The organism is Lelliottia sp. AC1 (genome assembly GCF_023278595.1).
In the GTDB taxonomy this organism is placed as follows: domain Bacteria; phylum Pseudomonadota; class Gammaproteobacteria; order Enterobacterales; family Enterobacteriaceae; genus Enterobacter; species Enterobacter nimipressuralis.
On the sequence record NZ_CP025699.1, the window covers coordinates 1,383,209 to 1,396,927 of the forward strand.

12 protein-coding genes are annotated in these 13,719 nt (G+C 53.8%); 11 read left to right on the forward strand and 1 reads right to left on the reverse strand.

What is annotated here, in order from left to right; genetic code table 11:
• Window positions 1-19: 19 nt before the first annotated feature.
• Window positions 20-736 carry a GntR family transcriptional regulator gene (locus tag C0560_RS06425; protein ID WP_248859850.1) on the reverse strand — a complete coding sequence of 239 codons (717 nt, stop codon included), beginning with the start codon at window positions 734-736 and terminating at the stop codon, window positions 20-22.
• Window positions 737-918: 182 nt separating this feature from the next.
• Between C0560_RS06425 and mngA the strand changes: the two genes are divergently transcribed.
• The 11 genes from mngA to tolB all read left to right on the forward strand — a co-directional run bounded on the left by mngA (window position 919) and on the right by tolB (window position 13,690).
• Window positions 919-2,835 carry a PTS 2-O-a-mannosyl-D-glycerate transporter subunit IIABC gene (gene mngA, locus C0560_RS06430; RefSeq protein ID WP_248859851.1) on the forward strand — a complete coding sequence of 639 codons (1,917 nt, stop codon included), beginning with the start codon at window positions 919-921 and terminating at the stop codon, window positions 2,833-2,835.
• A 17-nt stretch (window positions 2,836-2,852) separates the two neighbouring features.
• A complete protein-coding gene (mngB, locus tag C0560_RS06435; protein ID WP_123429252.1) occupies window positions 2,853-5,486 on the forward strand; it encodes a mannosylglycerate hydrolase in 2,634 nt (877 codons plus the stop codon).
• A 681-nt stretch (window positions 5,487-6,167) separates the two neighbouring features.
• Window positions 6,168-7,736, forward strand: coding sequence for a cytochrome ubiquinol oxidase subunit I (gene cydA / locus C0560_RS06440; RefSeq protein WP_100777169.1), 1,569 nt, complete (start codon window positions 6,168-6,170; stop codon window positions 7,734-7,736).
• Between the two features lie 15 nt (window positions 7,737-7,751).
• Complete coding sequence (gene cydB, locus C0560_RS06445; protein ID WP_107704020.1) at window positions 7,752-8,891, forward strand: cytochrome d ubiquinol oxidase subunit II; 1,140 nt, start codon at window positions 7,752-7,754, stop codon at window positions 8,889-8,891.
• A 14-nt stretch (window positions 8,892-8,905) separates the two neighbouring features.
• Window positions 8,906-9,019 (forward strand): cytochrome bd-I oxidase subunit CydX, encoded by a 114-nt coding sequence (cydX, locus tag C0560_RS06450; protein WP_095281280.1) that lies wholly within the window; start codon window positions 8,906-8,908, stop codon window positions 9,017-9,019.
• 2 nt (window positions 9,020-9,021) lie between these two features.
• Entirely contained in the window at window positions 9,022-9,312 is a 291-nt protein-coding gene (gene ybgE / locus C0560_RS06455; protein ID WP_100780748.1) for a cyd operon protein YbgE, read from the forward strand.
• 148 nt (window positions 9,313-9,460) lie between these two features.
• Window positions 9,461-9,865: a tol-pal system-associated acyl-CoA thioesterase gene (ybgC, locus tag C0560_RS06460; protein ID WP_032617092.1), complete on the forward strand. Its 405-nt coding sequence runs from the start codon at window positions 9,461-9,463 to the stop codon at window positions 9,863-9,865.
• Window positions 9,862-10,554, forward strand: a complete 693-nt coding sequence (tolQ, locus tag C0560_RS06465) for a Tol-Pal system protein TolQ (RefSeq protein WP_100777167.1) — start codon at window positions 9,862-9,864, stop codon at window positions 10,552-10,554. Before ybgC ends, tolQ begins: the two co-directional genes overlap by 4 nt.
• A gap of 3 nt (window positions 10,555-10,557) precedes the next feature.
• Window positions 10,558-10,986: a colicin uptake protein TolR gene (gene tolR, locus C0560_RS06470; protein ID WP_100777166.1), complete on the forward strand. Its 429-nt coding sequence runs from the start codon at window positions 10,558-10,560 to the stop codon at window positions 10,984-10,986.
• A 28-nt stretch (window positions 10,987-11,014) separates the two neighbouring features.
• Window positions 11,015-12,268 carry a cell envelope integrity protein TolA gene (gene tolA / locus C0560_RS06475; RefSeq protein ID WP_248859852.1) on the forward strand — a complete coding sequence of 418 codons (1,254 nt, stop codon included), beginning with the start codon at window positions 11,015-11,017 and terminating at the stop codon, window positions 12,266-12,268.
• 129 nt (window positions 12,269-12,397) lie between these two features.
• Window positions 12,398-13,690, forward strand: coding sequence for a Tol-Pal system beta propeller repeat protein TolB (gene tolB / locus C0560_RS06480; protein WP_102105251.1), 1,293 nt, complete (start codon window positions 12,398-12,400; stop codon window positions 13,688-13,690).
• The last annotated feature ends 29 nt before the right edge of the window (window positions 13,691-13,719 follow it).

A 13,719-nucleotide genomic window follows, 5' to 3' on the forward strand; every position in this document is an offset into this window, starting at 1 on the left:
CCGTTTACCGGCCAGGTTTTCAGTGTCGGCGTTTCGCTACCAGCGTGAAGTTGTAGTCGTCGCTATTGAATACGTTACGGCTGAACTCAAACACTCTGCCGTCTTTCAAAAAACCGCGAGAGACTTTTTCGAGGATCGGTTTTGCCGGATCGAGCGACAGGGCGTCGATCGCCTCTTCTGAAGGCATGACCGGCAACAGCTCCTGCTCGCTGCGATCGATAACCATCTTTTTGATCTGCTCAATATAGTGATATTTCGAGTTTTCCATCACCTCCCAGGTGAGGTCGGCAAACAGCGCCAGCGGCATCCAGGTCTCTTCCAGATTGACCGGTTTTTGCTTGATAAAGCGCACGCGTTTAACGTGCCAGACCTTGTCATCCGGGGCGAGCTGTAACTTTTCGGCAAGCCTTGCATCGGCTTTTATAACCTCAAACACTTTCACATCGCTGTGGGTGTCGACGTTGCGGTCCGCCAGTTTTTCGTAAAAACCGGTAAGCTGATAGATGTCGTAATTCACCCGCTCCTCTTTTACGTAAGAGCCGCTGCCCTGAATACTTTCGATAATCTGCTCTTCCGTCAGCCGCTTTAAGGCTTGCCTGATCGTCACGCGGCTGACGCTGAACATCGCCTGAAGCGCTGATTCGGTGGGGAGCGCGTCACCCGGCTTCAGTTCGCCGCTGCTGATCTGTTCGCGCAGGGTGTCGGCGATCTGGCGGTACATCGGTTTCTGACTCATAAACGTCCATTTTTGTATTGTTCAGCTAATACCATTCTTTTGAATTATGCCCTGAGTATTCGGATTGTAAATAATACAACAACAATACAAATATGATGATTAAGTGAAAATGATCACATAAAGGTATTGTCTGGTGTGCCAGAATCTGCCGTACATTAAAACGACAATTCTGTGAGGATCTGATGAACCTGACGACTCTGACTCATCCCCAGGCGATCTTTCTGCATGCGCGATTTACCGATCGTGACGATGCGATCCGCCAGCTGGCACAGCGGCTGCACGATCTGGGAAAAATAGCCGATCCGGAGCGTTTTGTGGCTGATGTTTTGCAGCGCGAAGCGCAGGGACCAACCGCGCTGGGTGAGGGGCTGGCGGTTCCGCACGGTAAAAGCGCGGCGGTGAACGAAGCGGCTTTTGCGGTCGCGACGCTGCGCAATCCGCTTGAGTGGGAGGGCGTTGATGGGCCTGAAAACGTCGAGCTGATTTTCCTGCTGGCGATCCCGCCTGCCGAAGCAGGGACCACGCACATGAAAGTGCTGACGGCGCTGACCACGCGTCTGGCCGATGATGTCTTGCGGGCGCGCGTGATGGCGGCTGATACGCCCGACGCCCTGCTGGCCGCGCTGGACGAAGCACCCGAAGAGCAACCCGTGGCGCTGCTGTTTGATGCGCCGACGATTGTTTGCGTCACGGCCTGCCCGGCGGGGATCGCGCACACGTATATGGCGGCGGAATACCTTGAGAAGGCCGGGCGCAAGCTTGGCGTCAATGTGATTGTCGAAAAGCAGGGGGCGAACGGCATTGAAGGGCGCTTAACGCCCCAGCAGCTCAAGGAGGCGAAGGCCTGCATTTTTGCCGCCGACGTGGCGATTAAAGATCATGAACGTTTTAACGGCATTCCTGCGCTGTCGGTCCCCGTGACCGAGCCGCTGCGCCACGCCGAAGCGCTGATCACTCAGGCGCTGGCCCTGAAATCTTCTGAGGTTCAACGGCAGCAACAACCCGACGCCGACGGGCGAAAAAGCCTGAAAACGGAGCTTAAACAGGCCCTGCTGAGCGGGATTTCGTTTGCCGTGCCCTTGATCGTTGCAGGGGGCACGGTGCTGGCAGTGTCGGTATTACTGGCGCAAATGCTCGGTTTGCAGCACCTCTTCGATCAGGAGAATTCATGGCTGTGGATGTATCGCAAACTGGGCGGCGGGATGCTGGGCGTGTTGATGGTGCCGGTGCTCGCAGCCTATACCGCGTATTCGCTGGCAGATAAACCCGCGCTGGCCCCCGGTTTCGCGGCAGGACTTGCCGCCAACATGATTGGCTCCGGGTTTTTGGGCGCTATCGCCGGGGGCCTGATCGCGGGCTATCTGATGCGCTGGGTGAAAAATCACGTTCGCCTGAGCAATCGCTATAACGGTTTCCTGGTCTATTACCTCTATCCGGTGATAGGCACGCTCGGCGCGGGCAGCCTGATGCTGTTTGTGATCGGTGAGCCGGTAGCGTGGATCAATAACGCCCTGACTGCCTGGCTGAACGGACTGTCTGGCGCAAACGCGCTGTTGCTTGGCGCAATCCTCGGATTTATGTGCTCGTTCGATCTGGGCGGCCCGGTGAATAAAGCGGCCTATGCCTTTTGTCTGGGCGCGATGGCGAATGGGGTGTACGGCCCATACGCTATTTTTGCGTCGGTCAAAATGGTTTCTGCGTTTACCGTGACGGCCTCAACGCTCATCTCCCCGCGGCTGTTTAAAACTTTTGAAATCGAAACCGGAAAATCGACCTGGCTGCTGGGGCTGGCAGGGATCACCGAAGGGGCGATTCCAATGGCGATTGAAGATCCGCTGCGGGTGATTGGCTCGTTTGTGCTCGGCTCCCTGGTGACAGGCGCGATAGTCGGCGCGATGGGAATGGGGCTTTCCACCCCGGGGGCCGGAATTTTCTCCCTCTTTTTACTGCATCCCGCCGGACTAAGCGGTGTGGCGGCAGCAGCGGGCTGGTTTGGCGCCGCGCTGGTGGGGACCGCCATATCGACCAGCGTGCTGCTCCTTTGGCGGCGTCAGGCGGTAAAAAGCGGCAAATACATTCCCAATAGCATCATGCCTTAACTGGACAGGAAACGAAGATGAAAGCTGTATCTCGCGTTCACATCACGCCGCACATGCACTGGGACCGTGAGTGGTACTTCACCACCGAAGAGTCACGCATTTTGCTGGTCAATAATATGGAAGAGATCCTCGCGCGCCTTGAGAAGGATGAGGAGTACAAATACTACGTTCTCGACGGGCAGACGGCGATTCTGGAAGATTACTTCGCGATAAAGCCGGAGAACAAAGCACGCGTCAAAGCGCTGGTGGAAGCCGGAAAGCTGATTATCGGGCCGTGGTACACCCAGACGGACACCACGATTGTTTCGGGCGAATCCATTGTGCGCAACCTGCTGTACGGAATGCGTGATTGCCTGGCCTTCGGCGAGCCGATGAAAATCGGCTATTTGCCGGATTCCTTCGGCATGTCGGGTCAGCTTCCGCATATTTACAACGGGTTTGGTATCCAACGTGCGATGTTCTGGCGCGGTTGTTCTGAACGTCATGGCACCGACAAAACGGAGTTTTTATGGCAGAGCAAAGACGGCAGCGAAGTGACAACACAGGTGCTGCCGCTGGGCTACGCGATTGGTAAGTACTTACCGGAGGACGAAGCCGGACTGCGTAAACGGCTGGACAGTTATTTCGACGTGCTGGAAAACGCCTCGTTCACGAAAGAGATTTTGTTGCCGAACGGACACGACCAGATGCCGCTGCAGCAAAACATTTTTACGGTGATGAAGACGCTGCGGGAGATCTATCCCCAGCGGGAGTTTGTCATGAGCCGCTTCGAAGAGGTGTTTGCCCATATCGACGCTCAGCGTGATGCGCTGGCGACGCTCAACGGCGAGTTTATCGACGGGAAATTTATGCGCGTTCACCGGACCATCGGCTCCACGCGCATGGATATCAAAATGGCCCACGCCCGCATTGAGAACAAAATCGTCAATATTCTGGAGCCGCTCTCTACGTTGGCCTGGACGCTGGGCTTTGAGTATCACCATGGGCTGCTGGAGAAAATGTGGAAGGAGATTTTAAAGAATCACGCCCACGACAGCATCGGCTGCTGCTGTAGCGATAAAGTGCACCGTGAGATCGCATCCCGTTTCGAGCTGGCGGAGGACATGGCCGACAATCTGATTCGTTTCACTCTGCGTAAGATCGTCGACAACATGCCGCAAACGGATGAAGACAAACTGGTGCTGTTTAATCTGATGCCGTGGCCGCGCGAAGAGGTGGTCAATACTACCGTGCGCCTGCGCGCGAGCGCGTTCCGGCTGCTGGACGATAAAGGAAATGAAATTCCCTACTTTATCCGCGCCCAACGGGAGATCGATCCGGGCCTTATTGATCGGCAGATTGTGCATTATGGCAACTACGAGCCGTTTATGGAGTTTGATATCCAGCTGCGCCAGATTTTGCCTTCGATGGGCTATCGCACCCTTTATATCGAACCGCACGTGGCAGGAAAAGTATTGCCGGGCCATGAGGCGACGGCGGCGCTGCTGGAAAATGCTTTCTGGCAGATTGACCTGAATGATGACGGCACGCTGCGCTTGCGTGATAAAGACTCCGGCCTTGTTTATGACCGCGTGCTGGAGATCGAAGAGAGTTCTGATGACGGGGACGAATACGACTATTCGCCGTCACGGGAAGAGTGGCGGCTGACATCACGTGAGGCGCAGCATACCGTCGAGGTAATTCACGAAGCCTGGCAGAGCAGGGCGGTGATTCGAAGCCGCATGGCTATCCCGGCCAATCTGGCTGCGCGCTCTGCCCGCCTGCGAGACGGCCACCTGGGCATTGAAATTGAGGTCACGCTCAGCCATCACAGCCGTCGTATCGACGTTGAGGTGCGCCTGGATAATCAGGTGGACGATCATCGGGTGCGGGTACTCATTCCGACCCCCTTCAACACGTCAGAGGTGCTGGCAGATACCCAGTTTGGCTCGGTTGTACGCCCCGTGCGTGATGAAGCGATGGACCGCTGGCAGGAAGAGGGCTGGAAAGAGGCGCCGGTGCCGGTGTGGAACTTACTGAATTACGCGGTGTTACAGGAGGGGCGCCACGGCATGGCGTTGTTCACCGAAGGATTACGCGAGTTTGAAATTGTCGGTGAGGAGAAGAAAACCTTTGCTCTGACGCTGCTGCGTGGCGTTGGGTTACTCGGAAAAGAGGATCTGTTATTACGTCCAGGCCGCCCCTCGGGCATAAAAATGCCGGTGCCAGATTCGCAGGTGAGGGGAGCGCTGCAGTGCCGTTTCAGCCTGTTTAACTTTTGCGGAACGCCTCTCAATGCGGGCGTTGCCCAGCAGGCCAGGGCCTGGCTGACGCCGATCCAGTGCTATAACAAAATCCCGTGGGATGCGATGAAGCTCAACAAAGCCAGCGTCGTCACTCCTGCGACCTACAGCTTATTGACCATGTCTCCCGTTGGCTGCCTGGTGGGGGCGTTGAAAAAAGCCGAAGATCGCGACGAGATTATCCTGCGGGTGTTCAATCCTTCCGAATCGGTTTGTTGTGATACCTCGTTCAGCTTCAGCCGTGAGATCAGCCGCTGTGCTGAAACGGGAATGGATGAAGAGATTCAGAAGGGCGATAGGGTCGTCAACGGGACGGCTGAAACCCTGCGGCCCTGCCAGTCTAGGACCTTTAGCATCAAACTTGCCTAAAAAACCGTCGAACGAATCAAAGGTCACATTTTTGTGACCTTTTCGTTTTCTAAATAGTCACGCCGTGGTGTTAATTTAAAGATTATTAAAAGTAAAATAGATGTTTCCGCTTCGGCTGAAAACATCGCGATGGAAAGTCACGTTAAAGCAGCTATCCTTAAGTGTTTGTCAGTGAAAATGACCAGACGGCAAACAGCGTTAAAAAAAATCACTTCAATTTATTTTCATCCCTGTATTTGATAACCATCACCTTGCTTAAATCTACATCTCATTAACATTGATTTTACTATGGCTACTGCATTTAAACACCATTAACATAAAGTCGCGTTTTTGATTTAAATCAATGTTTAATGCTTGGAAAAACACCTCAAAAGGCGCTAAATTGTCGGCGATCAAACTGGCTGAAAATGTGTAAATTCGCTATATATTGATCACCGTCGTAAAACGTAAATCTCCTTCAATAAAAACCTGTTTATTGTAAGGGCTTTGCAGCGTATTATATTCGCGGGATCAATTAGAGTTTTTTCTTAACGTATTTGTAACCTTTCATCATGACTTTTTCCTCTAGTGAAGAAAATAAGTCACGACGAAGGGAACAGATAACTTTGTATTGGGGCATGTGTGTGAACCCGTCTCAGGGATTCACTCTCGGAGTCTTCATGCGATGAGCAAGGAGTCATGATGTTAGATATAGTCGAACTGTCGCGCTTACAGTTTGCCTTGACCGCGATGTACCACTTCCTTTTTGTGCCACTGACGCTCGGTATGGCGTTCCTGCTGGCCATCATGGAGACGGTCTACGTCCTTTCCGGCAAACAGATTTATAAAGATATGACCAAGTTCTGGGGCAAGTTGTTTGGTATCAACTTTGCACTGGGCGTGGCGACCGGCCTGACCATGGAGTTCCAGTTCGGGACTAACTGGTCTTACTATTCTCACTATGTTGGGGATATCTTCGGTGCGCCGCTGGCCATTGAAGGTCTGATGGCCTTCTTCCTCGAATCCACCTTTGTAGGTCTGTTCTTCTTCGGTTGGGACCGTCTGGGTAAAGTTCAGCACATGGCAGTGACCTGGCTGGTGGCCTTAGGCTCCAACCTGTCCGCACTGTGGATCCTGGTCGCTAACGGCTGGATGCAGAACCCTATCGCGTCTGATTTCAACTTTGAAACCATGCGTATGGAGATGGTCAGCTTTGCCGAGCTGGTCCTGAACCCGGTTGCTCAGGTGAAATTCGTTCACACTGTGGCCTCGGGTTATGTCTGCGGCGCGATGTTCGTACTCGGCATCAGCTCCTACTATATGCTGCGCGGTCGTGACTTCGCTTTCGCCAAGCGCTCCTTTGCCATCGCGGCAAGCTTCGGTATGGCGGCAATCCTGTCTGTTATCGTGCTGGGTGATGAATCCGGTTACGAAATGGGTGACGTACAGAAAACCAAACTGGCGGCTATCGAAGCCGAATGGGAAACTCAGCCAGCTCCGGCGGCGTTTACCCTGTTTGGTATTCCTGACCAGGATGCGCAGGAAAACCGTTTCGCTATTCAAATTCCTTACGCCCTCGGCATCATCGCCACCCGTTCTGTTGATAAGCAGGTGACGGGCCTGAAAGATCTGATGGTGCAGCACGAAGAGCGTATCCGTAACGGTATGAAAGCGTACGGGCTGCTGGAGCAGCTGCGTTCAGGCTCTACCGATCAGGCTGTTCGCGATCAGTTCAATGACGTGAAGAAAGACCTGGGTTACGGCCTGCTGCTGAAGCGTTATACCCCGAATGTGTCTGATGCGACTGAAGCACAGATTCAGCTGGCAACCAAAGACTCCATTCCACGCGTTGCGCCGCTGTACTTCGCGTTCCGTATCATGGTCGGTTGCGGCATCCTGATGCTTCTGATTATCGCGGCCTCCTTCTGGTCTGTGATTCGTAACCGTATCGGCCAGAAAAAATGGCTGCTGCGTACCGCGATGTACGGTATTCCATTGCCATGGATTGCTATCGAGTCCGGCTGGTTTGTTGCGGAGTATGGCCGTCAGCCATGGGCGATAGGTGAGGTGCTGCCAACGGCAGTGGCTAACTCATCCCTGACTGCGGGAGACCTGATTTTCTCCATGCTGCTGATTTGTGGTCTGTACACCCTGTTCCTGGTGGCCGAACTGTTCCTGATGTTCAAGTTCGCACGCCTTGGCCCGAGCAGCCTGAAAACCGGTCGCTATCACTACGAGCAGTCCAACGTGGCTACTCAGCCGGCACGCTAAGACAGGAGTCGTCAAATGATCGATTATGAAGTATTGCGTTTTATCTGGTGGCTGCTGGTCGGTATCTTACTGATTGGTTTTGCGGTCACGGACGGTTTCGACATGGGGGTGGGCATGCTCACCCGTTTCCTCGGTCGTAATGACACCGAGCGTCGAATCATGATCAACTCCATCGCCCCGCACTGGGACGGTAACCAGGTGTGGCTGATCACCGCGGGCGGCGCACTGTTTGCCGCCTGGCCGATGGTCTACGCGGCTGCGTTCTCCGGCTTCTATGTGGCGATGATTCTGGTGCTGGCATCCTTGTTCTTCCGTCCGGTCGGTTTTGACTACCGCTCGAAAATCGAAGATACCCGCTGGCGTAACATGTGGGACTGGGGCATCTTCATCGGTAGCTTCGTGCCACCGCTGGTGATTGGCGTGGCGTTCGGCAACCTGTTGCAGGGCGTTCCGTTCCACCTCGATGAGTATATGCGTCTGTACTACACCGGTAACTTCTTCCAGCTGCTGAACCCGTTTGGCCTGCTGGCGGGCGTGGTGAGTGTGGCGATGATCATTACTCAGGGTGCCACTTATCTGCAGATGCGTACGGTGGGTGAACTGCACCTGCGTTCCCGTGCCACCGCGCAGGTTGCGGCGCTGGTAACACTGGTTTGCTTCGCGCTGGCAGGTGTTTGGGTCGTATACGGTATTGATGGTTATGTGGTGACGTCTGCTATCAACCATGCTGCGCCGTCTAACCCGCTGACCAAAGAAGTCGCGCGTCAGGCAGGGGCATGGCTGGTGAACTTCAACAGCACTCCTGCGCTGTGGGCTATCCCGGCTCTGGGTGTGTTGCTGCCGCTGCTGACGGTCCTGACCTCTCGTCTTGAGAAAGGCGCCTGGGCATTCGTGTTCTCTTCACTGACGCTGGCGTGCATCATCCTGACTGCGGGCATTGCAATGTTCCCGTTCGTCATGCCATCCAGCACCATGATGAATGCGAGCCTGACCATGTGGGATGCGACGTCAAGCCAGTTGACGCTTAACCTGATGACATATGTTGCTTGCGTGTTCGTACCGATTATCCTGCTCTACACCACCTGGTGTTACTGGAAAATGTTCGGTCGTATCACGAAAGAAGACATCGAAAGCAACACTCATTCCCTGTACTAAGTAAGGAGCTGAATATGTGGTATTTCGCATGGATTTTGGGGACGCTTCTTGCCTGTGCATTTGGTGTCATTACCGCGCTGGCGCTTGAGCATATCGAAGCGACCAAAACCGGTGAAGAAAAGCACTGATGATGAATGTTATCGCAAAGCTATATGCGGTAATGGACAAGCGCCCGTTAAGGGCGCTTTCCTTAGTGATGGCATTACTGCTGGCAGGCTGTATCTTCTGGGACCCGTCGCGCTTTGCGGCGAAGACGAGCGAACTGGAAATCTGGCATGGTTTCTTAATCATGTGGGCAGTTTGCGCGGGCGTCATTCACGGTGTGGGCTTTCGCCCGAAGGCCGTTCACTGGCAAGGCATTTTCTGCCCGCTGGTCGCTGATATTGTGCTTCTCGCCGGACTTGTTTTTTTCTTTAGCTGAATAAGAACTGTCCGTTAATCTTATGGGCTTACTCGAGCCCATAAAAATTTACTCTCCGTTTACTTTCCCCCATTCCAAACCATCATTCCCGCGCGTATAGTAGCGAAGTTTAAAAGCTCTAACTTTTGTTGCATTACCAGGATGTAAAGTGAATACAACGCTGTTTCGATGGCCGGTTAGGGTCTACTACGAAGATACCGATGCCGGGGGTGTGGTCTACCACGCCAGCTACGTTGCTTTTTATGAACGGGCACGCACTGAGATGCTGCGCCATCATCACTTCAGTCAGCAGGTTTTGTTGGCTGAGCGAGTTGCCTTCGTGGTACGCAAGATGACGCTGGAGTATTTTGCACCCGCCAGACTCGACGATATGCTCGAAGTCCAAACGGAAATAACATCAATGCGCGGGACCTCACTGGTTTTCACGCAGCGGATCGTCAACGCAGAGAACACAGTACTGAACGAAGCAGAAGTCCTGATTGTTTGTGTTGATCCACTCATCATGAAGCCTCGTGCGCTTCCTAAGTCTATTGTCGCGGAGTTTAAGCAGTGACTGACATGAATATCCTTGATTTGTTCCTGAAGGCTAGCCTTCTGGTTAAACTTATCATGTTGATTTTGATTGGTTTTTCAATCGCATCCTGGGCAATCATTATCCAGAGAACCCGTATTCTTAACGCTGCTGGCCGTGAAGCCGAAGCCTTTGAAGATAAATTCTGGTCTGGTATTGAGCTTTCTCGTTTGTATCAGGAAAGCCAGGGGCGCCGTGATAACCTTTCAGGCTCCGAACAAATTTTCTATAGCGGTTTCAAAGAGTTCGCTCGCCTGCATCGCGCAAATAATCATGCGCCTGAAGCGGTCGTTGAAGGGGCATCGCGTGCCATGCGCATCTCGATGAACCGTGAGCTGGAATCACTTGAAACACACATCCCGTTCCTTGGCACGGTGGGTTCCATCAGCCCGTATATCGGTCTGTTTGGTACCGTGTGGGGGATCATGCATGCCTTCATCGCACTTGGTGCGGTTAAACAGGCTACGCTGCAAATGGTTGCACCGGGCATCGCAGAAGCACTGATCGCGACCGCAATCGGTCTGTTCGCCGCAATTCCGGCAGTTATGGCGTATAACCGACTGAACCAGCGAGTGAACAAACTGGAACTGAACTACGACAACTTCATGGAAGAGTTCACTGCGATTCTGCACCGTCAGGCGTTTACCAGCACCGAGAGTAACAAGGGGTAAACCATGGCCAGAGCGCGTGGACGAAATCGTCGCGAACTTAAGTCCGAAATCAATATTGTACCGTTGCTGGACGTATTGTTGGTGCTGCTGCTGATCTTTATGGCGACAGCGCCAATCATCACCCAGAGCGTGGAAGTTGATCTGCCGGATGCGACAGAATCACAGGCGGTAAGCAGCAATGATGAACCTCCGGTTATCATTGAGGTTTCCGGCGTGGGGCAATATAGCGTTGTGGTAGAGAAAGATCGCATGGATCAGCTGCCGCCTGAGCAGGTTATTGCTGAAGCGCAGCGTCGCCTGACGTCGAATCCGAAAACGGTCTTCTTAATCGGTGGCGCCAAAGATGTGCCTTACGATGAAATAATTAAAGCGCTGAACTTGCTACATAGCGCGGGTGTTAAGTCGGTAGGCTTGATGACGCAACCGATTTAATCCTCTGCACAGTTTTTGGGAACCGATAGTGTCAAAGGCAACCGAACAAAACGACAAGCTTAAGCGAGCGATTATTATCTCCGCGGTGCTGCATGTGATTCTCTTTGCAGCGCTGATCTGGAGTTCGTTCGATGAGCATATTGACGCGTCAGCCGGCGGCGGTGGAGGCTCTTCCATCGACGCCGTCATGGTGGACCCAGGCGCGGTAGTGCAAAACTATAATCGTCAGCAACAGCAGCAGGCGAGTGCAAAACGGGCAGAAGAGCAGCGTGATAAACAGGCGCAACAGCAGGCCGAGGAGCTGCGTGAAAAGCAGGCCGCGGAGCAGGAGCGTCTGAAGCAGCTCGAGAAAGAACGTTTGCAGGCGCAAGAAGCGGCGAAGGAGCAGGCAGAACAGCAGAAGCAGGCTGAAGCTGCGGCCCAGAAAGCACAAGAGCAGCAAAAGCAGGCAGAAGAAGCGGCAGCCAAATCCGCTGCGGATGCCAAAGCAAAAGCAGACGCTCAGGCAAAACAAGCTGCTGACGTAGCTAAGAAAGCCGCTGCTGATGCTCAAAAAGTCGCAGAAGCGGAAGCCGCGAAGAAAGCTGCCGCCGACGCACAGAAAAAAGCGGAAGCAGAAGCCGCCAAGAAAGCTGCTGCCGACGCACAGAAGAAAGCAGAAGCGGAAGCCGCGAAGAAAGCAGCCCAGGAAGCGGAGAAGAAAGCTGCTGCTGATGCTGCGAAGAAAGCGGCTGCAGCAGAGAAGGCCGCTGCTGAAAAAGCCGCCGCTGCTGAGAAGGCTGCGGCCGACAAAAAAGCCGCTGCCGCTGAAAAAGCTGCTGCCGATAAAGCAGCAGCCGCCAAAGCCGCCGCAGCCAAAAAAGCGGCAGCAGAGAAAGCGTCGGCATCTGATGTTGACGACCTTTTCGGTGACCTAAGTTCAGGTAAGAATGCGCCGAAATCGGGCGGTGGGGCGAAAGGAAACGGCCAGCCAGCTAAAGACAGCGGAACGAGTGGGGCGAATGGTGGTGCAACGGGTGCGGACATCAGTGCTTACGCCTCGCAAATCCGTACTGCTATTCAGAGCCGTTTATACGGCGCTGATCTGTACGCCGGTAAATCTTGCGTCTTGCATATCAAGCTTGCGCCAGATGGACTGCTACTGGACGTAACCCAGGAAGGGGGCGATCCAGCGTTATGTCAGGCTGCTTTGACGGCTGCCAAAACGGCCAAAATTCCTAAACCGCCTTCACAGGCTGTTTATGAGAAGGTAAAAGATGCCAAACTGGACTTCAAACTGTGATGTTTTCCCGCTCAATGTGGGAAATACAGGCTAAGGTTTGATGCTGGGGACGGGTAGTTTTGTCTATTTGAGTTTGTTAACATTCTGCTAAATTATCGTGGGTAACGTTACCCAGATAAGGGAGATATAATGAAGCAGGCATTACGTGTAGCAGTAAGTTTCTTTATGCTGTGGGCAGCCGTGCTGCACGCAGAGGTACGCATCGAGATCACCCAAGGGGTGGACTCTGCGCGTCCAATTGGCGTTGTTCCGTTCCAGTGGGCCGGCCCTGGCGCTGCCCCTGAAGACGTTGGCGGCATTGTGGCGGCTGACTTGCGTAACAGCGGCAAATTCAATCCCTTAGATCGTTCTCGTTTGCCACAGCAGCCGGGTACCGCTCAGGAAGTTCAACCGGCAGCCTGGTCTGCGCTCGGTATTGATGCCGTGGTAGTGGGTCAAGTGACTCCGAATCCGGACGGTGGCTACACAGTGGCTTACCAGCTGGTTGATACTGGCGGCGCTCCAGGTACTGTTCTGGCGCAGAACTCGTATAAAGTGAACAAGCAGTGGCTTCGCTACGCGGGTCACACTGCGAGTGATGAAGTGTTCGAGAAGCTGACCGGTATTAAAGGTGCCTTCCGTACCCGTATCGCCTATGTGGTTCAAACCAACGGCGGCCAGTTCCCGTATGAACTGCGCGTCTCTGACTACGACGGCTACAACCAGTTCACCGTGCACCGTTCACCACAGCCGCTGATGTCTCCGGCCTGGTCTCCGGACGGTTCTAAACTCGCTTACGTGACCTTCGAAAGCGGTCGCTCTGCGCTGGTGATTCAGACTCTGTCCAACGGCGCTGTGCGTCAGGTTGCTTCGTTCCCGCGTCACAACGGTGCGCCAGCGTTCTCACCTGATGGGACTAAACTGGCATTTGCTCTGTCTAAAACAGGCAGCCTGAACCTTTACGTGATGGATATCGGCTCCGGCCAGATTCGCCAGGTCACGGATGGTCGCAGCAACAACACTGAACCTACCTGGTTCCCGGACAGCCAGAACCTGGCGTTCACATCTGACCAGGCCGGTCGTCCTCAGGTGTACAAAGTCAATGTAAATGGCGGTGCACCGCAGCGCATCACCTGGGAAGGTTCACAGAACCAGGATTCTGATGTAAGCAGTGACGGTAAATTTATGGTAATGGTCAGCTCTGCTGGTGGCCAGCAGCACATTGCCAAACAAGATCTGGTAACGGGTGGCGTGCAAGTTCTGTCGTCAACGTTCCTGGATGAAACGCCGAGTCTGGCACCTAACGGCACGATGGTAATCTACAGCTCTTCTCAGGGGATGGGATCTGTGCTGAATCTGGTTTCTACAGATGGGCGTTTCAAAGCGCGTATTCCGGCAACTGATGGACAGGTAAAATCACCTGCCTGGTCGCCGTATCTGTAAATAATAATTAATTGATTACTAAAGGAATC